Here is a 23,913-nt window from a genome sequence, read left to right as displayed (position 1 = left end):
AGATCATATGTTATATTTTCTAACATAGGAAATGAAATATATTTTTTAAGAAGAATGGAGAGTTTATTTATGGATGGAGCAAGTATTGCATTTATTATTGTATGTGCAGCTTTAGTATTTTTAATGACACCGGCATTAGCCTTCTTTTATGGAGGGTTAGAGAGAAGGAAAAATGTCTTGAACACGATGATGATGGCTATAATCCCAATTGCATTAGCCTCACTTTTGTGGCTTGCAGTTGGTTATACATTGTCTTTTAGTGGGGATGGTTCATTTATAGGGAACTTCAAACATGTTTTTTTTGAAGGAGTAGACATGGCCAATAACACACTTCATGGACTTGAAATTCCAGATGGTTTATTTGCAGGCTTTCAAATGATGTTTTCAATTATTACTGTAGCGATACTTACAGGTTCTGTTACAGGTAGAATCAGGATTCTTCCGCTAATGATTTTTATTCCTTTGTGGCTAGTTTTAGTATATTATCCGTTAGCACATATGGTTTGGGGCGGAGGTTTCCTTGATAAAATACATTCTATTGACTTTGCTGGTGGTAATGTGGTCCACATTTCTAGTGGGATTTCAGGACTTGTCTTGGCATTGGTTCTGGGTAAACGTAGAGAATATAACCAGTTAGTCTATCGTCCTCATAATGTACCTTTTGTTTTACTTGGTGCTGGATTACTTTGGTTTGGTTGGTTTGGTTTTAATGCGGGAAGTGCTCTTGCTGCAGATGGACTTGCAGTACATGCATTCATGACTACTCATATTGCAGCAGCAGCGGCAATGTTTAGTTGGATGTTAATTGAAATGATTCATATTGGGAAACCAACCGTCGTAGGAGCATCAACAGGTTTAGTGGTTGGACTTGTAGGTATCACACCTGGAGCAGGATTTGTACCTTTATGGGCTTCGTTAGTAATTGGATTGTTAGTAAGTCCTGTATGCTATTTTGCAGTATCAAGTATAAAAGAAAAGTTAGGATATGATGATTCTTTAGACGCATTTGGATGCCATGGAATCGGAGGGATTTTTGGAGGAATTACAACTGGATTGTTTACAAGCAAAACTTTAGCACCTGATAAGGATTATATTGGTTTAGTGTTTGGAGATCCTAAGTTATTAATTGCTCAGGTAGAAGCTATCGTTTTTACAATCATCTTTTCTGCAGTAGTGACATTCGCTATTGCAAAAGTTATTAGTTTATTTACTAAACTACGTGTTGAAGATAAAGCCGAGGCAATTGGCTTGGATGATAGTGAATTAGATGAAACAGCATATCCAACGTTCATGGGATTAGATAGTTAATTGGGAGACAAAGTTATTATGAAAAAAATTGAAGCCGTAATTAGAACTGAGAAACTTGAAGATTTAAAAATGAAATTTGCTGATGAAACATTAATTACGGGGATGACAGTATCTCAAGTATTAGGTTTTGGAGAGCAAAAAGGATTTAAAGAGTATGTACGTGGTAAGGCAGTTCAGCCAATGTTACTCGCTAAGGTGAAAATTGAAGTAGTATGCCAGGATGCCAACGTTGATGCTATCGTTGAAGAGATTCGTCAAGCTGTAACTACTGGAGAGGCAGGTGACGGGAAAATATTTATTTATCCGATTGAAAAAGTAATTAAGATTCGTACAGCTGCTGAGGAAAAAGATAATATTAACGGTTTAAATCTAACAGGAATTCAGATTGAAAAAAACAAATAATCATAAGGTGGTCCATTGACCATCTTTTTTATGTAATTATATTAAAAATATCATATTTTTTATTCATTTAATTACGTCAAAAACTTGAAAAAAATATTTAAAACAAGTAAACTCATATATAATGAGAGAAAGTGACGGAATTTTGACGTGAAGAAAATATCAACATTTGAAAATAAAAAAGTTTTAGTCTTAGGGCTTGCTAAGAGTGGAGCAAGCGCAGCTCGTGTTCTCAGTGATTTGGGAGCGATAGTAACTGTCAATGATGGAAAAGAGCTTGGTGAAAATAAAGAAGCTCAGGATCTTTTGGAAAATGGTATTCGTGTCATTAGTGGAGGTCATCCAGTAGAGTTACTAGATGAAGATTTTTCGCTTATGGTTAAAAATCCTGGCATTCCATACGAAAACCCTATGGTTGTTAAAGCAATGGAAAAAGATATTCCAGTAATTACTGAAGTAGAACTTGCTTATTTAATTAGCGAGGCTGACATAATTGGTATTACTGGTACGAACGGTAAGACAACAACAACTACTTTGATTGCGGATATTTTAAATGAGGGTGGTCTTTCGGCGAAATTATCAGGTAATATTGGATTTCCTGCTAGTGAGGTTGCTGAAAAAGCTACTGAAAATGATACTCTAGTTATGGAGTTGTCAAGTTTTCAACTTATGGGAATTGAAAAGTTTCGACCTGAAATTGCAGTAATTACTAACATTTTTTCTGCACATTTAGATTATCATGGCAATCAACAAAACTATGAGGCAGCTAAGTGGCGTATACAGGAAAATATGAAAGACTCTGATTTCTTGGTGATTAATTTTAACCAGGAAAAGCTAAGAAAGCTTAGTGAAGAAACTAAGGCTCAGGTTATACCGTTTTCAACTCTTGAAAAGGTTGATGGGGCATACGCGCTTGATGGTAAAATCTATTTCCGCGATGAATATATATTAGATGTGGACAGCCTATCACTTCCAGGAGAGCATAATGTTGAAAATGCTCTAGCAGCAATTGCAGTGGCGAAGTTGAAAGGTGTATCTAATCAATCAATTATTAATATTTTGACTACTTTTTCAGGTGTTAAGCATCGTCTTCAATATTTGGGAGACATTGAGGGTGTGAAGTTCTATAATGATAGTAAAGCCACAAATATTTTAGCTACTCAAAAAGCATTAAGTGGTTTTGAAAATAATAAATTATGGTTGTTGGCTGGAGGTCTTGATAGAGGTAATGGTTTTGATGATCTCATACCTGATATTGAAAATCTAAAAGGTATGATTGTTTTTGGGGAAACAGCTCCCAAGCTAAAAGAAATTGCAGAAAAATTAAATATCACTGTTTTGGAGAGTGAAAATGTAGGAACTGCTGCGAGACTTGCATTTGATAATGCCGAACTAGGTGAAGTAATTCTTTTGAGCCCAGCAAATGCAAGCTGGGATCAATATCCGAATTTTGAAATTCGCGGAGATGTTTTTATTCAAGAATTTAACAAGTTGAAAGAAGAAATATGAGAATTATTGTGACAGGTGGAGGAACAGGAGGGCATGTTTATCCTGCCCTTGCCTTTATTAGTTACTTGAAAAAAATTACACCGGGTGCTGAAGTTCTATACATTGGTACAGAAAAAGGTTTGGAGAGTAAAATAGTTCCTAAAGCTGGATTGTCATTTGAAACAATTGATGTTCAAGGCTTGAAAAGAAGTATGAGCCCTCAAAACATAAAAACTATTTTTAAATTTATTAAATCAACAAACCAAGCAAAAAAAATTATAAAAGACTTTAGTCCTGATATCGTTTTAGGTACGGGAGGCTATGTGTCCGCACCTGTTATTTACGGTGCTAGTCGTCTCAATATCCCAACGGTAATCCACGAACAAAATAGCATTCCTGGAATGACCAATAAATTTTTGAGTAGATTTGCAACAAAAATTGCTGTTGGTTTTCAAGAGGCAGCTAATTACTTTCCAGAAGAGAAAACACATTTTACTGGTAATCCAAGATCACAAGAAATTGCTGATATTGATGCAGAAGAAGCAATAAGTGAGTTTGGAATGTCATTGGATAAGAAGACAGTTTTGATTTTTGGTGGGTCTCGTGGTGCACTGAAGATTAATCAAGCAATGGTAGAAGCACTTCCTAAATTTGTTGGTAAAAATTATCAGGTTATATATGCATCTGGTGAGATATACTATAATGAATTTAAGGAAGTATTTGAAAAATATAATATTGAGCCTAATATTGCCATTAGGTCATATATAGAAAATATGTCTGAAGTAATGTCTAATGCAGATATATTGGTAAGTCGCGCTGGAGCTACTACTCTTGCAGAGGTGACATCCCTAGGTATTCCTTCAATTCTTATTCCAAGCCCGTATGTTACAGCAGATCATCAGACTAAGAATGCAGAAGCCCTTAAAAAATCAGGTGCTGCACTTATAATAACTGATGCTGAACTAACGGGTGATAAGATTATAAAACAAATTGAAAGAATTTTAGATGATGGGAAGATGTATCGCAATATGTCAGATGCTTCGATTAGAGAGGGAGTTTTAGATTCAAGTGTTCGCTTGTTAAAAGTGATCAATAGGTGTTTAGAATAAATTATATGTCAGATAAAAAAGAAAATAACGAGAATAAAGAACTGAGTCCTTGGCAACAAAAGCACTTGGAATATCAAAAAGAGAAAAATAAACAAACTGAAGAAGTTCAATCATCTGAGAATGTAAAGGATAAAAAATCAAAATCCAAAAAAAATAAAGTTGAAGATGTAGAATTTTTTGAAGAAGAACAGATTGAATCTGAGAATTTCGGTGAATCGGAAGCACAAGAAGTTAATAAAAGGAAAATTTTTCCTATATTGAAAAAAATGTGGTGGGTTATCCTAGGTTTTTTGGTTGTGCTTATTTTTAACCTCTATAATGTGAGTCCGTATAGTAGTGTTAAGACCTTTACTGTTAAGGGTGAAACTCACGAATCTACAGAGGCAATAGCTGCTGCAAGCGGCATTAGGTTGAATGATAAAATTTTAAATATTTATGAACATCGTACTAAAATTTCAAAACAAATTGAAGAAAAATTTTTACGAATTAAAAATGCAGATTTGAAAATTAAATTGCCTAACACTGTTGTTGTAAATGTTGAAGAGTATCCGGTAGTAGCATATGTTAAAAATAATAATACTTATTACCCAATTATTTCAAATGGTAGTTATATTGATACTGAAAAAATCGAACAGAATAAAATTGATAAAAAATTACCAGTCTTAAATAAAATGTTAGATAAAAAAGAGGTTAAATCGTTTGTTGATTCATATTCTGAGTTGAATGTAGAGGTCAGAAGTCAAATTTCTGTCGTTAATAAAACTCCTACTAAATCAACGCCTGATTTTTTGACATTGGATATGAGAGATGGAAATAAGGTGCTGGTTCCGCTTTCTGAAATGGATATCAAGCTTCCATATTATAGTAGTGTTAAGAAGAGCTTGTCAGTGCCTAGTGTTATTGATATGGAAGCTGGAATATTCAGTTATCCTATCTCTCAAGAGAAACAAGATTCTGAAATTCAAACTAATACTAATGACGAATAGCAACAGAATTAATGATATTTTGTATATAAATAGAAAATAATAAAACTGTTTTTGAAAAAATAAAATTTTAATCTTATATATTTTGACTGCAAGCTAGAAAGCTTGCTTTTTTTTTGGTAAAATGAGACGATACGTCAAATTCTAAGCAAAGTTGAGCTAAATTTTGGAAAATCTAGTTGATCTTTGTCTAGAAAGACGTTATCAAAAAAATATAGTTAATATTCAATTTCCTAGGAAAAACTGACTAGTGAGTAGACTAAGAAGCTATGTTTGTAAATCAAGGGTGTTAAAACACCACTAAAGTAAAGGTGAGAAAATGTCGAAAAAAACTTTTGAAATGGAATTTTATGGTCGTCCTCTAGTTGTTGAGGTTGGTCAAGTTGCTAAACAGGCTAATGGAGCAGCAGTAATTCGCTACGGTGAAACTACAGTTCTTACAGCAGCAACAATGAGTAAACAAATGAAAGATGGAGATTTCTTCCCTCTTCAAGTAAATTATGACGAAAAAATGTATGCGTCAGGTAAATTCCCTGGAGGATTTAACAAACGTGAAGCGCGCCCTTCAACAGAAGCAACTTTAAACGCTCGTTTGATTGACCGTCCTATTCGTCCAATGTTCGCAGAAGGATTCCGTAACGAAGTGCAAGTTATCAACACTGTGCTTTCATATGATGAAAATGCAACAGCGGCAATGACAGCCATGTTTGGTTCAAGCTTGGCACTATCAATTTCTGATATCCCATTCAACGGTCCAATCGCTGGTGTTGAAGTAGGGTACGTTGATGGCGAAATTATAATTAACCCAACTGCTGAACAAAAGGAAAAAAGCCTTTTAAATCTATCAGTAGCAGGTAACCGAGATGCTATCAATATGGTAGAATCAGGAGCTAAAGAGCTTTCTGAAGAAATTATGCTAGAAGCCCTTTTAAAAGGTCATGAAGCAGTTGTTGAGTTGATTGAATTTCAAGATAAAATCGTTGCAGAAGTGGGAGTTGAAAAAGCAGACGTAGAACTTCTAAAAGTTGATGCAGATTTACAAGCAGAAATTGTTGCTAAATACAATGACGATTTGCAAAAAGCGGTTCAAGTTGAAGAAAAATTAGCTCGTGAAGATGCAACAAACGAAGTTCGTGCCCGTGCGATTGAAGAATATGAAGAAAAATTTGCAGAAGATGAAAATAAAGTTCGTTTAATGCGCGAAGTAAATGAAATTCTTGAAATCATGGAACATACAGAAGTTCGTCGTCTTATCACAGAAGACAAGGTTCGCCCTGATGGTCGTAAAATTGATGAAATTCGTCCACTAGATGCAGAAATTGATTTCTTACCACAAGTACATGGTTCAGGTCTATTTACACGTGGACAAACTCAAGCTTTATCAGTATTAACACTTGCTCCAATGGGAGAAGCTCAAACTATTGATGGACTTGATGATGAATACAAAAAACGCTTCATGCACCACTATAACTTCCCACAATATTCAGTAGGTTCTACTGGTCGTTATGGTGCTCCTGGACGTCGTGAAATTGGACATGGTGCACTAGGTGAACGTGCTCTTGAACAAGTTATGCCAAGTCTGGAAGAATTTCCTTATGCTATTCGCTTAGTTGCTGAAGTATTGGAATCAAATGGGTCAAGTTCGCAAGCCTCTATTTGTGCCGGAACTCTTGCTCTAATGGCTGGTGGTGTGCCTATCAAAGCACCCGTAGCAGGTATTGCAATGGGACTTATCTCTGATGGTGAGAATTACACTGTTTTAACTGATATTCAAGGTTTAGAAGATCACTTTGGCGATATGGACTTTAAGGTTGCAGGAACTCGTGAAGGAATTACTGCCCTTCAAATGGATATTAAGATTGATGGTATTACTCCTCAGATTTTAACTGAGGCCCTAGCACAAGCTAAGAGAGCAAGATTTGAAATTCTTGATGTAATTGAAGCTACAATCCCAGCTCCTCGTCCTGAACTTGCACCAACTGCTCCTAAGATTGAAACAATCAAGATTGATGTTGATAAGATTAAGATTGTTATCGGTAAAGGTGGAGAAACAATTGATAAGATTATCGCAGAAACTGGCGTTAAAATTGATATTGATGAAGATGGACTTGTTGCAATCTTCTCTAGCGATGCAGCAGCAATTGCACGTGCTAAAGAAATCATTGAAGAACTTGTTCGTGTTGCTAAGGTTGGCGACGTCTACGAAGCTAAGGTACAAAGAGTTGAAAAATTCGGTGCTTTCGTAAATCTATTTGGAAATGTAGGAGCTCTACTTCATATTTCTGAATTAGATTGGGCTAAAACTGATAAAGTTGAAGACGTGGTAAATATTGGTGATGTTGTAAAAGTTAAGGTTATTAAAATTGATGACCGTGGACGTATTGATGTAAGCCGTAAAAGACTACTGCCAAGACCTGAAAGACCAGCTAAGCCAAAAACAGAAGAAAAATCAGAAGTTGTAAAAGCTGCTGAAAAAGCTGAAGAAAAACAAGGTTAAAATTAATACTCATAATATGCAAAAAAGGAAAAGCTTTTATTTCCTTTTTCTGTATATGCTTATAACTAAATTGATTCCATTTATTAATATTAGAAAAAGATATTTATCTAGAAAGGTGTTATTTATGATTTTAGAGGAATTTGAAAATACAAAAGCTGTTATCAACCCTGAAGATTTACGTTCACACTATCCTGATTTTAAGGAAGTATGTGATGTAATGATAATGCCATTTTCTGGAGTGATTGTTGATACACTTATTGCTCAACCTGAAAGTAGACACATCGGCAATATATCTAATATTAATGGATTATTACCAGTCTACATTTATGAAAAATCGGACATAAAAGTTGCCTTTTGTTTGGCTACTTTGGGGGCTCCGTCGACAGTAGGTATGTCTGAAGAGCTGCATGCACTTGGATTTGAAAAATTTATCTATATGGGTTCATGTGGTGTGCTTGATAGAGATCTAGAGGCAGATAAAATTGTTCTTCCGACTTCTGCTGTACGAGATGAAGGGACAAGTTATCATTATGCCCCTACTAGTGATGAAATTGATATTAAAACAGAAATTACAGAAAAGCTGATAGATATTTTTAAGAAAAATAATATTGGTTATGTTCTTACCAAGGCTTGGACTACAGATGCTTTCTTCCGTGAAACGCCTGCCAAGGTCAAAAGAAGACTTGAAAGTGGCGTTCAAGTTGTTGATATGGAATGCTCAGCAATAACAGCTTGGTCACAATTTAGGAATTTACCTGCCTACCAGTTCTTCTATACAGCTGATTTTGTTAATCACGAAGATGAAATATGGGAAGAGAGAACAGATGAGCGACAAGAAGATGTCTTGGTATTTTGGGATATTGCCTTGAAAATAGCGAAAGAGATTTAATATGATTAAAATTTATAATACTTTAAGTCGAAAAAAAGAAGATTTCATACCATTGGAAGCTGGGAAAGTTAAGATGTATGTCTGCGGACCAACAGTTTATAACTACATCCATATCGGAAATGCTAGAAGTGTAGTAGCCTTCGATATGATACGCAAATATTTGGAATACCGTGGCTTTGAAGTCAACTATATTTCAAACTTCACGGATGTAGATGATAAAATAATTAGAGGTGCAAAAGCTGCAGGTCTTGATATTAAAGATTTTTCAGATGGATTTATTGAAGCCTTTTTCGATGATGTAACTTCTTTGGGTGTCAAAAAAGCAAGTCAACATCCACGTGTTGTTGACTTTATGGACTCGATAATTTCGTTTGTAGAGACTTTGATTGAAAAAGAATTTGCATATGAAGTCAATGGAGATGTATATTTTAGAGTTCGTAAATTTCCTGATTATGGGAAATTAGCCAACAAGAATATCTCTGAACTTGAAGAAGGTGCAAGTGGACGATTAGATAATGAATCGTTTAAAGAAGACCCGCTTGATTTTGCATTATGGAAATCAGTCAAGAATGATGAGGCATCATGGGAAAGTCCATGGGGACCAGGACGTCCTGGTTGGCACATTGAGTGTTCAGTAATGGCAACTGAAATTTTAGGTGATACAATTGATATTCATGGTGGAGGACAAGACTTAGAGTTTCCACATCACACAAATGAAATTGCACAATCTGAAAGTAAAACTGGAAAAACTTTTGCTAATTATTGGATGCATAATGGATTTGTAACAGCAGCTGACGGTGAAAAAATGAGTAAATCTCTTGGAAACTTTAAAACTGTTCATGAAATGCTTGAAGTAGCAAATCCTCAAGTTTTGAGATTCTTTTTAGCAACTACTCATTACCGTAAACCATTGCCGTTTTCAGATGATAATGTTCGTGATGCTGAAAATAACTTGCAAAAGATAAAGAATGCATACGAAAATTTAATCTTTGATTTATCAAATGGAAAAGATGCTGACAATGAAATTCAAGTTGATGAGTTTCGTGGCAGATTTATCCAAGAAATGGATGATGATTTCAATATTGCCAATGGATTAACAGTTTTCTATGACTTTATAAAATTTATTAATTCTGGTGGTTCGAGCCAAGAAGCAAAAAAACTTTTTGACGAAATAAATGGAATTATTGGCTTAGATTTTGAAGAAAATTCTTCAAAAGAAACTGATGATGAATATATTGAAGCAAAAATTGAGGAAAGACAAACTGCTAGAAAAAATCGTGACTTTACCCTTGCTGATGCAATTCGAAATGAATTGTCAGAACAAGGAATTATTTTAGAAGATACTCCAGATGGAGTAAGGTGGAAACGTGGCTAAAGTTGATGTTAAATTATTGAATGGAATTGCTCTTGCCTATGCGGGAGACTCGATTTATGAAGTCTACGTACGGGATCATTTGATTTTTAATGGTTTGACAAAACCGGATAGACTTCACAAATCTGCAACTAAATTTGTTTCAGCAAAAGCACAAGCTTGGCTAATTAGTCAGATGGAAGAAGCGAGCCTTTTGACTGAAGAGGAATGGACTTATTTCAAACGAGGAAGAAATGCAAACAGTAAAACTAAAGCAAAAAATGCTGATATTTTAACATATCGTATATCAACAGGATTTGAAGCAGTTATGGGATATCTTCATCTTACTGGACAAACTGAAAGATTGGATGAAGTTGTTAACTGGTGTATTGCGAAAATCGAAGAGGAACAAGCAAAACTGTTAGGTGAACGTAATTAATTGATATAAAGTCTTATGCTATAATTAGTGTAAGACTTTATTATTTATAGAAATAGGAAAAGACATGAGAAAACAAGATAATAAGAAATTTGACAGAAATTTTAAAAAAGATTTTAATCGCCCAAGAAAAAATAATAAAAAAGATTTTGTAAGGCAAGATAAAAAAGCTGAAGAAAATGAATGGGAAGATGAAACTAGAGCTAATGACATTGTTTATGGAGTACATGCTGTTGTAGAAGCTTTGAAGGCTGATACTGGTAACAAGTTATATATCCAAGAAGATCTCAGAGGAAAGAACTTGGAGGAGATGAAGGCTCTTGCAGCTGATAAAAAAGTCTCAATATCTTTTGAGAAAAAACAAGAACTTGATAAAATGAGCGATAATGGAGTTCACCAAGGTTTTGTATTGAAGGTTAGCGCATATGCATACACAGATCTTGATGATCTGCTGAAATTGGCAAATTCAGAAGACCAAGATAATCCATTCATAATTATTCTTGACGGATTAACTGATCCTCATAATTTAGGTTCTATTTTAAGAACAGCAGATGTAACTGGAGTTACAGGTGTAATCATTCCTAAACATAGGGCAGTTGGAATTACACCAACTGCTGTAAAAGCAAGTACGGGAGCTGTCCAGTATGTACCTGTAAGTCGAGTAACAAATCTTAGCCAAACACTTGATAAACTCAAAGATGATGGTTTCTGGATTTTTGGAACTGATATGAATGGTACAAAGTACACAGATTGGAATACTCAAGGGAAGATAGCTTTAATTATCGGTAACGAAGGCAAAGGCGTTTCTACAAACATAAAAAAACAAGTTGATGAGATGATCACTATTCCTATGAGTGGACATGTTCAAAGCCTTAATGCAAGTGTAGCTGGGGCAATTTTAATGTATGAGGTAGCCAGAAAGCGAGGCTTCTAGATGAAGAGACAGCTACTGATAGTTGATGGGTATAACATGATTGGATCATGGAAAGAAACTCATACACTATTTCAACAAAATAGATTAGAAGAAGCTCGTGATTACTTACTTGAAAAGCTTTCTGAATATGCCAATTTTGAAGGAATAGAGGTTGTGTGTGTCTTTGATGCACAATATGTACCAGGAGTTAGAACATCGTATAAAAAGTACAATGTACTAGTTGTTTTTACAGAAGAAGATGAAACAGCTGATGATTACATTGAACGCTTAGCGGGTGAATGTAATGATATATTAACACAGGTATTTGTTGCTACAAGTGACTTAGCAGAACAATGGGTTGTTTTCAGCCAAGGGGCTGCTCGGATTTCCGCTCGAGAACTTGAAAAAATGGTGGACTTAGGTCAAAAAGATGTGAAATCTTTTACAAATTCTCTGATGGATGTGAAACCAAGAGCAACTCAGTGGAGTGAAGAACAGATAAATCAGCTGAAAAATCTTATGAATAAACTGGATTAAATATTAAAAAATTGTTTTAAAATTTTGTTATAAAATCCAAAAGAAATGTGATAAAAACAAGGGTAAGTTATTGCTTTACTCGGTTTTTATGTTAAAATATTGAATGAGTGTTAATATCTAGAATTAGGAATATTATCTACTTTAATAATAATGTACTTTAAGAATAGGAAAGGAGTCACTTTCATGGCCAAAAGTGGACTTTTTACGGGTGTAGATATCGGAACAAACACAATCAAGGTGTTAGTTGCTGAATACATCCGTGGGGATATGAATATAATTGGTGTAGGAAATGCCAAAAGTGAAGGGTTGAAGAACGGAATTATCGTTGATATCGATAAAGTAGCAACCTCACTTCGTAAAGCTGTAGAAGCAGCAGAAGAACGTTCTGGAATTAAAATTACAAATGTTAATGTGGGATTACCTGCAAATATGTTGGAAGTTGATCCTTGTCAAGGAATGATTCCAATATCAAATGAATCAAAAGAAATTACAGATAATGATGTCGATCAAGTTGTGGACAATGCATTACTACGTAGCGTTCTTCCTGAGAGAGAAATTATCGCAGTAGTTCCTAAAGAATTTACTGTTGACGGTTTTGAAGGAATTACTGACCCACGCGGAATGTTTGGAGTTCGTCTTGAAATGAAAGGTCTACTTTATACAGGACCAAAGACTATTATTCATAACTTGCGTAAGGCAGTTGAACGTGCAGGACTAGTGGTTGATAATATAGTTATCACTCCATTATCACTTTCAAAATATGTTTTAAATGAAGGTGAACGTGAATTTGGTACTGTAATTGTTGATATGGGTGCCGGACATACTTCAACTATTGCAATAAAAGATCAAGAATTGCAAAATATAGATGTAAGTCCTGAAGGTGGAGATTATGCTACTAAAGATGTCTCGACTGTTTTAAATACTTCGATTGAGATTGCTGAAGATCTAAAAATTAATTACGGTGAAGCTAGCACTGAAAGAGCGAGTAAAGAGGAACGTTTCTTGGTTGACGTAGTTGGGAAAAATGAACCTGAAGCTATCAATGAATATTATTTAGCACAGATTTTAGAAGCCCGTCTATCTCAAATATTTACTCACGTTAAACGTGAATTAGAGCAAAGCAGAGCAATTGACTATCCTGGAGGTGTTGTTCTAATTGGTGGTGGTGCAGCAATGCCTGGAATTGTAGAATTAGCAAGTCAAATTCTTGGTGTTAATGTTCGACTATTTGTCCCAGCAGAAATGGGATTGAGAAATCCAATTTTCGCTAATGTTTTAAGCATTGTGAACTATGTTGGAAGTCGAAGTGAAATTGAAACTTTAGTTCAAAATGCGGTGGTTAAGTTAGAGTCACCTACAGAAAACGTTATGAGCCATAATTCTCAAAGTACAGAATATACAAACTTTATTCCTGTTTATCAAGAAAATGATGTGGTTGTTTCTAATGTCACATCAACATCTGAGCAGGTAAAACAAGATAATAAAAAAGAAGGTGGGGTATTCCACCGAGTAAGAGACATGTTTGGAAACATGTTCGACTAATAGGAGGAATAAACATGGAATTTTCATTTGATGGTGATTTAAATCAAGGTGCAATTATAAAAGTAATCGGTGTCGGCGGCGGTGGCGGTAACGCAATTAACCGTATGGTTGAAGAACAAGTTGGTGGAGTTGAATTTATTGCTGCTAATACTGATGTTCAAGCGTTGCGTTCTTCGAAAGCAGATACAGTAATTCAAATTGGTCCAAAGTTAACTCGCGGACTTGGAGCAGGTGCTCAACCAGAAGTTGGAAGAAAAGCTGCTGAAGAAAGTGAAGAAGCTCTTGAAGAAATCCTACGTGGAAGTGATATGGTATTTATCACAGCAGGTATGGGTGGCGGAACTGGTACAGGAGCTGCTCCAGTAATTGCAAATATCGCTAAAAATTTAGGTGCTTTAACAGTAGGTGTTGTTACACGTCCATTTGGATTTGAAGGTTCAAAACGTGGTTATCATGCTGCTGAAGGAATTGCTGAACTTAAAGAAAATGTTGATACTTTATTAATTATTTCAAATAATAATTTACTTGAAATTGTTGATAAGAAAACTCCATTGACTGAAGCTTTACGTGAGGCTGATAATGTTTTACGTCAAGGTGTACAAGGAATAACAGACTTGATTACAAGCCCTGGTATGATCAACTTAGACTTTGCTGATGTTAAGACTGTAATGGCAAACAAAGGTGATGCGCTAATGGGTATTGGTGTTGCAGAGGGAGACGATCGTGTTATCGAAGCAACTCGCCAAGCCATTTATTCACCATTATTAGAAACTACTATCGATGGAGCTGAAAATGTTCTCTTAAACGTTACAGGTGGACTTGATATGAGTCTTACTGAAGCTCAAGATGCATCGGAAATTGTTATTCAAGCAGCTGGAAATGATGTTAATATTTTACTAGGAACTGCAATTGATGATAGTTTGCAAGGTGAAATTCGTGTAACTGTTGTTGCAACTGGTGTTGATAAAGAAGAAGTTAATCGTGTTGTTAATCAAAAACAAGAGCAACCACGTCGTCGTATTTTAGGTGCATCTTCTGGGGAATATTCAACAAATAATGATATTCGTCGTAAAGAAACAGCTTCAAATAACCAAAATCAACAATCTGCTTTTGGCGAGTGGGATTTGAGACGTGAGACAAGTGCTCCACGTCCAGCACAAAGTACAAATCGTGAAGAACAAGCTTCAGTGAGTAAATATAATGCTCCAAGTCAAACATCACAAAATGAAGGTGAAAACTTAGATACACCTCCATTCTTCCGTAACAATAAATAATTAACATGACAATATCTGAGAATGTACTAAATGTTCTCGATAATGTGAGTAAATCAGAAAAACATGCCTGTCGTGCAGAGAATTCAGTAACTGTAATTGGTGTAACCAAATACGTAGATGAAATCGCTGCGCGACAACTTGTAATATCAGGAATTAATAACATAGCTGAAAATAGGGCTGAATTATTTCTAGATAAGTATCATGCTTTGAATGATTTAGATATAACATGGCATTTAATCGGGACGCTTCAAAGACGCAAAGTTAAAGATGTAATAAATTATGTTGATTACTTTCATGCTTTAGATTCGATGAAATTAGCGCAAGAAATTAGTAAACGTGCAGAACATGAGATTAATTGTTTTTTACAGGTTAATGTTTCAGGCGAAGAAAGTAAGCATGGTTTTACAAAAGAAGAAGCATTTGATATAGTAAAAGACCTAAACGAATTGAAAAACATAAAAATTGTCGGTTTGATGACTATGGCACCGTTTGATGCTCAAGAAGAAGAACTTGCTGTAATTTTTTCAGAAACCAAAGAATTACAAGAAGTTATTTCGAAATTAAACTTACCAAATATTCCTTGTAGTGAATTAAGTATGGGAATGAGTAGAGATTATCAACTTGCGATTGAAAACGGAGCAACTTTTGTCAGGATCGGGAGTGAATTTTTTAAGGAACGAGATTAATTATGGATAATGTAAAAGATGTGTTTGGAAGAATGCGAGATTTTTTTCTTGGTGATGACGAAGATGAGCAAGAAGAATTTTCTGAGGAAGGTTCAACTGGATATGTAGCTAGTAGTACTAGTCAACAGTCAGACAGAAATCAAACTAGCTCTCCTAAAAACCAAGAACGACCAATTAGGCAGCGTCAAGAATCAACTACTCCAAATTCAAGACCTGTTAATAAACAAGAAAACAAACAAACTATTGGTAGTAAAAGTCAGCATACTACATATAATCAACAATCTGATTCAAATAGACAGAATCAAAGGGTACAACAATCTGCCCCTACTAGACAAAGTACAGAAACTTATAATAAACCAATACAAACAGAGAATAATACAAGAAAGAGCCAAGATAAAAGAATGACTAATGATGATAAATTTTCAACAATTGTAATTAAAGAGCCAAGAGTTTACGGCGATGTAATGGAAATTGCAACAATCGTGAAAAATGACGAAAGCGTCTTAGTTAACTTTAAAACAATGGATGAGTACCAAGCTCGTCGAAGCATTGATTTCTTTACCGGGGTTGTATACACTCTAGATGGGGACATTCAAAATGTTGGTGGACAAATTTTCTTATTAACGCCATCAAGTGTTTCAGTAGAGGCAAGTGCAGAGATGAGTTTGTTAGCGCGTCAAAATTATGATGATTTTGACTTATAGGAGATAAAATTGTTATATTTAATTTTTAAATTAATAGATTTATATAGCTGGGTTCTTGTTATATATGCGCTACTAAGTTGGATACCTTCTTTGAGAGATTCAAAAGTAGGAGAAATCATTTCGAAAATTTCCGTGCCTTATTTAAATCTTTTTAAAAGCTTACCATTACAATTTGGTGGATTTGATTTTACTGTTGTAGCGGGAATTACAGCACTACAATTAATTAAAAGATTTATATATATTATTTATAATATGCTTTTCTAATATGAATGAAATATATCAGCATTTTAAACATGAAGAAAAGGAATTTATAGACAAAGCTAGCGATTGGGTGGATAGGGTAAGAGAAAATTACGAAGTTATCTCTACCAATTTTTTAAACCCTAGAGAAGTTGAGATATTGAAATCATTGGCTAATGGAGCTGATATAAAAATATTTTCAAGTTTTGATATAGTGAGAACTGAAATGGTGAAAATTATTTTAGCACCAAATTTTTATGAACTTACTCTAGATGATTTTCAATTATCTTTGATAGAAATTGATTTCCCTAGTAAATTTGCAAAGATTAGTCATCCACAAATACTAGGAACAATTCTTGGACAAACTGGACTTGAAAGAAATAAAATTGGTGACATTATAGTTTCTGATAGTCAAGCTCAATTTTTCGTAGATTCTAAATTTACTAATCTTTTATCTGAAAATATTAGTAAAATAGGTAAATTAGGTGTAAAATTATATCAGGTTCCTTTTGATATGTTAATAACTATAAGCAATAATGTTTCTAATACTAGACAAAAAGTATTAGTCGTCTCTAGTCTGCGTCTTGATAAACTTGTGGCTTCAAGTTTTAATATTTCAAGAAAAACAGCAGCAGATTTAATTGATAAAGGACTTGTTAAATTAAATTATTCAGTAGAAGAACGAAAAGAAACTATACTTGAAATCGGAGATTTAGTAAGTGTTAGGGGATATGGAAGATTCACTTTGATAAATAAGCTTTCTTTAAGTAAAAAAGATAAGAATAGAGTTGAAGTGGAAATTACAAACAAAAAATAATGGAGGAACGTGATGGTTTTAAATAGCTTAGATATCCAAAATAAAGTCTTTTCTAAAGAAATGCGCGGTTATAGTAAAAAAGAAGTTGAAGAATTTATGGATATTATTATTCGAGATTATGATGAATACGCGCAAAAAGTTAAAGATTTGGAACGTGAAAATAAACATTTGAAAGAAAAAGTTAGCTACTTTGAAGAAATGAAAGATTCTCTTAACAAGTCATTAATAATTGCTCAAGACACTTCTGATAATGTTCGTGCACAGGCTGAAAGTGAAGCTGATAACATTTTGACAGATGCTCGTCAAAAATCTGATATTATTATTGAAGGTGCTAAAAAAGAAGGAGCATTGATTCTTGATACAGCACGTAATGATGCAGTTCGTTTAGTTAAAGAAACTGATGATTTGAAGAGAAATATGCGTTCATACCATCAAAAAATACAATTGTTGGTCCAAGCTCAAATGGACAATATTAATAATGAAGATTGGGATGAAATTTTCAAACCAGTATCAACATATATCCCAACCCATGATGAAACTTTGAAAAATGTTATTGATGAAGCACTAGGTAATCAACAATATACAACAAAGTTGCCAGCTGAAGAAATTAAAGCAGCTGCTAAACAACTTGCTGAAAATGCTGAATCTGAAAAATCAACAGTAGAAGTTGATGTAGTTCCAGAAATTAAAGTTAATTCAGAAGCTAAATAAGAATAAAATAAGTAAAAATTCAGAACAAGAAAGACTATGATATTTAAAGCGAGCAAGGATATGGTGTAAGCCTTGTAATCACTCAGTGTACTTTTATCATCTGATTCAAATTTCTCCTGAAAATAGTAAGTTGGAACGTTACTCGCGTTAAGAGTTTGAGATATATGATAAACTTTATTTATCATATAAATTAGGGTGGTACCACGATCTTTCGTCCCTTGACGAGAGATCGTTTTTTTATATTAAAAAATTAACGAGGTAAGGAATAATGAAAGTTAAAGATACTTTAAATTTAGGAAAAACAGGATTTCCAATGCGAGCTGGTCTTCCTAATAAAGAGCCAGAATGGCAAAAAAACTGGGAAGAAGCTGATTTATACAATAAACGTCAAGAATTAAATGAAGGTAAACCATCATTTATGCTACATGATGGACCTCCATATGCTAACGGAAATATCCATTTGGGACACTCATTAAATAAAATTTCAAAAGATATAATTGTTCGTTATAAAAATATGGCAGGTTTCCGTGCTCCTTATGTTCCAGGATGGGATACTCATGGACTACCAATTGAACAAGTATTAGCAAAAAATGGTGTTAAACGTAAAGAGATGGATCTTCTAGACTACTTAGAAGAATGTCGTAAATATGCTCTTAGTCAAGTTGATACACAAAGAGCAGATTTTAAACGTCTTGGTGTTATGGGTGATTGGGAAAATCCATATATTACACTTGATCCAAGTTATGAAGCGGCTCAAATTCATGTATTTGGCAAAATGGCTGAAAAAGGATACATCTATAAAGGACAAAAGCCAATTTATTGGTCTCCATCTAGTGAATCAAGTTTAGCTGAAGCTGAAATTGAATATCAAGATGTACGATCTGCATCAATCTATGTAGCTTTTAAAGCTGTAGATACTAAAGGTAAATTACCAGAGGATACTGAATTTGTTATCTGGACAACTACTCCTTGGACAATTCCATCAAATATGGGTATCTTTACTCATCCAGATTATGAATATGTTTTAGTTGCTGTAGATGGACGTAAATTCCTTATTGCCAGTGATTTATTAAATGACGTTGCTGAAAATCTTGAATGGACTGACTATGAAGTTATTCAAACTATCAAAGGAAGTGAACTTGATGGGATGATAGCTCGTCACCCATTCTATGATCGTGACAGTCTTGTAATGAATGCTGAGTATGTAACTCTTGATAGTGGTACTGGTTTAGTCCACACAGCTCCTGGACACGGGGAAGATGACTATTTCTTTAGTCGTAAATATAACCTTCCAGTATTAAGTCCAATTGATGACCGTGGTTACTATACAGAGGAAGCACCAGGTTTTGAAGGGCTATTCTATGATGAAGGTAATAAAAAAGTTACAGAATTACTTGAAGAAAAAGGTGCATTACTAAAATTAAGTTTCTTTACTCACAGCTATCCTCATGACTGGAGAACTAAGAAGCCTGTTATCTTCCGTGCTACTCCTCAATGGTTTGCTTCAATTGATAAATTCCGTCAAGATATCTTATCGGAAGTTGAAAAAGTTGATTGGGTGATGCCTTGGGGTAAAACTCGTCTTTATAACATGGTTCGTGACCGTGGTGATTGGGTAATTTCTCGTCAACGTGCTTGGGGTGTTCCACTTCCAATCTTCTATGCTGAAGATGGTACAGAAATTATTACTCCAGAAACAACTAATCATGTTGCTGATTTATTTAAAGAACATGGTTCGAAAGTTTGGTGGGAACGTGATGCTAAGGATTTACTTCCTGAAGGATTTACACACCCAGGTTCACCAAATGGTGAGTTCACTAAAGAAAAAGATATCATGGATGTATGGTTTGATTCAGGTTCTTCACACGAAGCAGTTCTTCGTGGACGTAAAGAATTATCATTCCCAGCTGATTTATATCTTGAAGGAAGTGACCAATACCGTGGTTGGTTCAACTCTAGTATTACTACAAGTGTAGCAATCAATGGTGTTGCTCCATATAAAGCAGTTCTTTCACAAGGTTTTGTTCTTGATGGACAAGGACGTAAGATGTCTAAATCAATTGGAAACATCATCGCACCTGGGACAGTCGTTAAACAATACGGTGCTGATATCCTTCGCCTTTGGGTTGCAAGTGTTGATGCTGAGAGCGATGTACGTGTTTCAATGGAAATTCTTGGTCAAGTATCAGAAACATATCGTAAAATCAGAAATACTCTTCGTTTCCTAATCGCAAATACAAGTGATTTTTCTAAAGATGATAATAGTGTTGATTATGAAGAATTACAAGGATCTGACAAATATATCTTAAACCGTTTGAATGAAGTTGTTACCGCCTCTCTTGAAGCATATAATAAATATGACTTTATGACTGTTTACAAAACTGTATTTAACTTTTTAACTAATGATCTATCAGCATTCTATTTAGACTTCGCTAAGGATGTTGTTTATATCGAAGGAGCTGATAGTAAAGCCCGTCGTTCAATGCAAACTGTATTTAACGAAATTTTGGTTAAACTTACTAAATTATTGTCTCCAATCATCCCTCATACTGCCGAAGAAATTTGGTCATATTTGGATGAAAAGGAAGAATATGTTTACCTTGCTGAAATGCCAACTACTGTTGAATATGTTAATTCACAAGAATTAACTGATACATGGTCAGCATTTATGGACTTCCGCGATGAAGTATTAAAAGCTCTTGAAGTAGCTCGTGATGAAAAAGTAATCGGTAAATCACTTGAAGCAAGCGTTACTGTTTATCCGAATGAAGTTGTAAGAACTCTTCTTGCATCTATGGATGAAGATATTGCAAAACTTCTAATCGTTTCAGAATTTGTTGTAGCTAATGGTGATGCTCCAGCAGATGCTCAACAATTTGAAGATGTAGCTATTTCAGTTAAGCATGCTGAAGGTGAAGTGTGTGATCGTTGTCGTCGTACTGACTTAACAGTTGGACAAAGTGAAAACGAACACCTAGCGCACTTCTGTAAACGTTGTGCAGACATCGTAACAGAAGAATTTCCTGAAGTATTAACAGAAGGATTTGAAGCTTAAAAATTTGCCGTGCAAGTTGTAAAAATAATTTTGATTCCAAAGTTACTTTTGCTTTCAAATATAAATAAAACTAGTAGCTGACAACGAAACACTACTAGTTTTATTATAAAATTAAATACTATTTTAATATTATGATTGAGGTATGGGATGAACAAATCTATCATTATTTCAGATGAGGAAAGTAATAATCAATCAATTAAGTTTTCTCAAGTTCGTAATGCTAGTCGAGGAATTGTATTAAATGATAAAAATGAAATTCTGATTGAAAAATTTTTGAAATACAATCTTTATACATTACCAGGTGGTGGAATTGAAAATGATGAAGAGCCATCTAAGTCATTTAAACGGGAAGTATTAGAAGAAGCAGGATTGAGATGTGAAATAATAAAACAACTTCCTAATGTAGTGGAATTACGAAATAAGCAAGACTATAAGCAAACAAATTATTGTTTCTTAGCGAAACTTTGTAATAAAAATGTACAAAATCAAAATTTGGATACACACGAAGAAGAAGATGGTCTTGAGATAAGTTGGTATCCCTTATTTGAAGGAATTAAGATTTTACTATACCAAATTCCAGAAACTGAACAACAGAAGTTTTTAACTCTAAGGGATAAGATTATCATTCAGCAAGCAATTGGTGATTTATTCAACAATTCAAATTTATTTATTAAATAAATTTTTAAAACTAAACCGAACTAAATTCCTATTTTCAGAAATAATGTTCGGTTTTTATATATAAAACTTTAAAAAATCAAAAAAGTGCTTGACTAGAATTGCAAAAAGTCGTATTATGGTGAGAAATAATTTTGGGAGATGAAAAATGTTAGACAATAAGACTATTAAAGAAATGCCAAAAATTGAATTACACTGTCACTTAGATGGCTCTTTATCAATAGATGCCATCAGACAAATGGCAAAAAATGAGAATATTCAGCTCCCAGAAAAAGATGAGGATTTAAAAGTAAATATTCATGCACCTCAAGAAACTCATTCTTTACTCGATTATCTAGCGTGTTTTGATTACGTATTACCTCTCTTACAAACAAAAGAAAATCTTGAATTAGCAGCATACGATGTTGCTAAACAGGCAGCTGATGAAAATGTTAAATATATTGAAATTCGTTTTGCCCCAATGCACCATGCAAAAAAAGACTTAAATATTATTGAAGTTACAAAAGCTATTTGTAAAGGCTTTGAACAAGCAGAAGCTGATTTTGATATTAAAGTCCGTGGTCTCATATGTGGCTTGCGTCATGAAAGCGTTGATACATTAATGACTTTATTGAACATTTTTGCGGAAGAGGATGAAAATCTAATTTCTGACTATATTGTAGGTTTTGATCTGGCCGGAGATGAAGAGAATTTTCCGCCAAAACTTTTTACCCCTCTTTTAGAAAAAGTTAAGCAAAAAGGAGTGAATTTGACACTTCATGCTGGTGAATGTGGCTGTGCTCAAAATATTTTTGATTCAATTGAACTTGGAGCAAGTAGAATTGGCCACGGTGTTGCTATTCATGAAAATCCAGATGAATTTTCTTTTCTTAAAGAAAAAAAGATAACCTTTGAAATGGCTCCAACTAGTAACTTTCAGACTAAGGCTATTGAAAGCTTGGAACTATATCCCTTTAAGGAACTGTTTGATGCTGGTGTTGCAGTAACTATCAATACTGATAATAGGACGGTAAGTAATACAAACTTGGTGAAAGAGTACTGCAGAATCAGAGATTGGTATGATTTTACAATTGCTGATTTTTTGAAGGTAAATATTAATGCAGTAGAGGGATCATTTATAACAGATATTGAAAAAGAATCTTTACTTGATAAAATCTTATTAGAGTATAATCAGCTTGGCTAGACCTAGCTGTATTTTTTGTAGGAAAGCGACATCTTGTGAAAGATATGCTAAAATAATGTAAAGAACACTTGAGAAATTTTATGAGAAAGAAATTTGGAGATAGTTATGAAATTATCAGTAATTGTACCTTGTTATAATGAAGAAGAGTCAATCCCATTATTTTTTGCTGAGATGCAAAAGGTAAATGACGAGCTACCTTTGGATTTTGAGTATATCTTTATTAATGACGGAAGCAAAGATAAGACACTTGATGTTTTAAGAAGCTTAGCTAAGAATAATTCCAACGTTCATTATATTTCATTTTCTCGTAATTTCGGGAAGGAAGCTGCTTTGTATGCAGGTCTTGAAAATGCTACTGGTGATTATGTAACTGTGATGGATGTTGATTTACAGGATCCACCTGAGCTTCTGTTAGAGATGTTCAATAAAATCCAAGATCCAGATATTGATAGCGTTGGATGTCGTCGTGTTAGCCGTACTGGTGAACCACCAATACGCAGTTTTTTTGCTCGTATGTTTTATAAAATTATCAATAAAATTGGGCAAACAGAAATGGTTGATGGAGCGCGTGATTTCCGATTGATGACTAGACAAATGGTTGATGCAATTTTGGAAGTAAGAGAATATAATCGTTTTTCAAAAGGTATTTTCACATGGGTTGGTTTTAATACAATTTATTTAGAGTATGAAAATCGTGAACGAGTTGCTGGTGAGACTAGCTGGAATTTTTGGTCATTATTAAAATACTCATTGGAAGGTATTATTAATTTTTCAGAGGCACCATTAAATATTGCTACTTATGGTGGAATGTTATCGGTATTCATTTCGATAATTGGAGCGATATTTATTATTGTTCGCACATTGGTTTTTGGCGACAGAACAAGTGGATGGCCTTCGCTTGTAATTATTATATTGTTCTGTAGTGGTATAAATCTTCTCATGCTTGGAATTATTGGTCGGTACATTAGTAAAATTTTCTTAGAGACAAAAAGTCGTCCAATTTATATTATTCGTGAGACTGAAAAAGATTTGAAAAAATTAACTATTGTGAAGTAAAAAAAGGTGAACTCGGAAGAGTTCATCTTTTTGGCTCTTTGTCAACTGTTGTGGGTGTAT

22 protein-coding genes are annotated in these 23,913 nt (G+C 34.3%); all 22 read left to right on the top strand.

All coding sequences use genetic code 11. The annotated features are described in order from the left end of the window. Positions 1-69: 69 nt before the first annotated feature. Positions 70-1,308: an ammonium transporter gene (locus tag BG261_RS09895; RefSeq protein WP_070793165.1), complete on the top strand. Its 1,239-nt coding sequence runs from the start codon at positions 70-72 to the stop codon at positions 1,306-1,308. A gap of 18 nt (positions 1,309-1,326) precedes the next feature. Then, a complete protein-coding gene (locus tag BG261_RS09890) occupies positions 1,327-1,710 on the top strand; it encodes a P-II family nitrogen regulator (RefSeq protein WP_070793164.1) in 384 nt (127 codons plus the stop codon). A gap of 147 nt (positions 1,711-1,857) precedes the next feature. Further along, positions 1,858-3,216 carry a UDP-N-acetylmuramoyl-L-alanine--D-glutamate ligase gene (murD, locus tag BG261_RS09885; protein ID WP_070793163.1) on the top strand — a complete coding sequence of 453 codons (1,359 nt, stop codon included), beginning with the start codon at positions 1,858-1,860 and terminating at the stop codon, positions 3,214-3,216. Then, positions 3,213-4,304, top strand: a complete 1,092-nt coding sequence (murG, locus tag BG261_RS09880) for an undecaprenyldiphospho-muramoylpentapeptide beta-N-acetylglucosaminyltransferase (protein WP_070793162.1) — start codon at positions 3,213-3,215, stop codon at positions 4,302-4,304. Before murD ends, murG begins: the two co-directional genes overlap by 4 nt. A 5-nt stretch (positions 4,305-4,309) precedes the next feature. Then, a complete protein-coding gene (locus BG261_RS09875) occupies positions 4,310-5,290 on the top strand; it encodes a cell division protein FtsQ/DivIB (RefSeq protein ID WP_070793161.1) in 981 nt (326 codons plus the stop codon). Between the two features lie 316 nt (positions 5,291-5,606). Further along, positions 5,607-7,784: a polyribonucleotide nucleotidyltransferase gene (pnp, locus tag BG261_RS09870; RefSeq protein WP_070793160.1), complete on the top strand. Its 2,178-nt coding sequence runs from the start codon at positions 5,607-5,609 to the stop codon at positions 7,782-7,784. A gap of 124 nt (positions 7,785-7,908) precedes the next feature. Continuing rightward, a complete protein-coding gene (locus BG261_RS09865) occupies positions 7,909-8,673 on the top strand; it encodes a nucleoside phosphorylase (protein ID WP_070788256.1) in 765 nt (254 codons plus the stop codon). A gap of 1 nt (position 8,674) precedes the next feature. After that, positions 8,675-10,048 (top strand): cysteine--tRNA ligase, encoded by a 1,374-nt coding sequence (gene cysS / locus BG261_RS09860; protein ID WP_070793159.1) that lies wholly within the window; start codon positions 8,675-8,677, stop codon positions 10,046-10,048. Further along, on the top strand, positions 10,041-10,463 hold the full coding sequence (locus BG261_RS09855) for a Mini-ribonuclease 3 (protein ID WP_070793158.1): 423 nt from the start codon (positions 10,041-10,043) through the stop codon (positions 10,461-10,463). Before cysS ends, BG261_RS09855 begins: the two co-directional genes overlap by 8 nt. Positions 10,464-10,527: 64 nt before the next feature. Continuing rightward, positions 10,528-11,394, top strand: a complete 867-nt coding sequence (gene rlmB, locus BG261_RS09850) for a 23S rRNA (guanosine(2251)-2'-O)-methyltransferase RlmB (RefSeq protein ID WP_083318325.1) — start codon at positions 10,528-10,530, stop codon at positions 11,392-11,394. Continuing rightward, positions 11,395-11,910: an NYN domain-containing protein gene (locus BG261_RS09845; RefSeq protein ID WP_070793157.1), complete on the top strand. Its 516-nt coding sequence runs from the start codon at positions 11,395-11,397 to the stop codon at positions 11,908-11,910. 183 nt (positions 11,911-12,093) lie between these two features. Further along, positions 12,094-13,452, top strand: a complete 1,359-nt coding sequence (gene ftsA, locus BG261_RS09840; RefSeq protein ID WP_070793156.1) for a cell division protein FtsA — start codon at positions 12,094-12,096, stop codon at positions 13,450-13,452. Between the two features lie 14 nt (positions 13,453-13,466). Further along, the gene (gene ftsZ, locus BG261_RS09835) at positions 13,467-14,726 is read left to right on the top strand and encodes a cell division protein FtsZ (protein ID WP_070793155.1); all 1,260 of its coding nucleotides are present in this window, start codon (positions 13,467-13,469) and stop codon (positions 14,724-14,726) included. A 5-nt stretch (positions 14,727-14,731) separates the two neighbouring features. Next, positions 14,732-15,412 carry a YggS family pyridoxal phosphate-dependent enzyme gene (locus BG261_RS09830; RefSeq protein ID WP_070793154.1) on the top strand — a complete coding sequence of 227 codons (681 nt, stop codon included), beginning with the start codon at positions 14,732-14,734 and terminating at the stop codon, positions 15,410-15,412. Between the two features lie 2 nt (positions 15,413-15,414). After that, positions 15,415-16,116, top strand: a complete 702-nt coding sequence (locus tag BG261_RS11645) for a cell division protein SepF (RefSeq protein ID WP_233278926.1) — start codon at positions 15,415-15,417, stop codon at positions 16,114-16,116. A 9-nt stretch (positions 16,117-16,125) separates the two neighbouring features. Then, positions 16,126-16,380, top strand: coding sequence for a YggT family protein (locus BG261_RS09820; RefSeq protein ID WP_070793153.1), 255 nt, complete (start codon positions 16,126-16,128; stop codon positions 16,378-16,380). Between the two features lies 1 nt (position 16,381). Next, positions 16,382-17,173: a YlmH family RNA-binding protein gene (locus tag BG261_RS09815; RefSeq protein ID WP_070793152.1), complete on the top strand. Its 792-nt coding sequence runs from the start codon at positions 16,382-16,384 to the stop codon at positions 17,171-17,173. 12 nt (positions 17,174-17,185) lie between these two features. After that, the gene (locus tag BG261_RS09810; RefSeq protein ID WP_070793151.1) at positions 17,186-17,884 is read left to right on the top strand and encodes a DivIVA domain-containing protein; all 699 of its coding nucleotides are present in this window, start codon (positions 17,186-17,188) and stop codon (positions 17,882-17,884) included. Between the two features lie 268 nt (positions 17,885-18,152). After that, a complete protein-coding gene (gene ileS, locus BG261_RS09805) occupies positions 18,153-20,939 on the top strand; it encodes an isoleucine--tRNA ligase (protein ID WP_070793150.1) in 2,787 nt (928 codons plus the stop codon). Between the two features lie 147 nt (positions 20,940-21,086). Then, the gene (locus tag BG261_RS09800) at positions 21,087-21,617 is read left to right on the top strand and encodes an NUDIX hydrolase (RefSeq protein ID WP_070793149.1); all 531 of its coding nucleotides are present in this window, start codon (positions 21,087-21,089) and stop codon (positions 21,615-21,617) included. A gap of 145 nt (positions 21,618-21,762) precedes the next feature. Beyond that, positions 21,763-22,797 carry an adenosine deaminase gene (gene add, locus BG261_RS09795; protein WP_070793148.1) on the top strand — a complete coding sequence of 345 codons (1,035 nt, stop codon included), beginning with the start codon at positions 21,763-21,765 and terminating at the stop codon, positions 22,795-22,797. Positions 22,798-22,902: 105 nt separating this feature from the next. Beyond that, on the top strand, positions 22,903-23,853 hold the full coding sequence (locus BG261_RS09790) for a glycosyltransferase family 2 protein (RefSeq protein WP_070793147.1): 951 nt from the start codon (positions 22,903-22,905) through the stop codon (positions 23,851-23,853). Positions 23,854-23,913 lie beyond the last annotated feature (60 nt).

Origin of the sequence: Floricoccus tropicus, from assembly GCF_001832905.1 — a bacterium.
GTDB lineage: Bacteria > Bacillota > Bacilli > Lactobacillales > Streptococcaceae > Floricoccus > Floricoccus tropicus.
The sequence above is the reverse complement of the archived record's forward strand: the minus strand, read 5'-3'. Positions and strand labels throughout refer to the sequence as shown.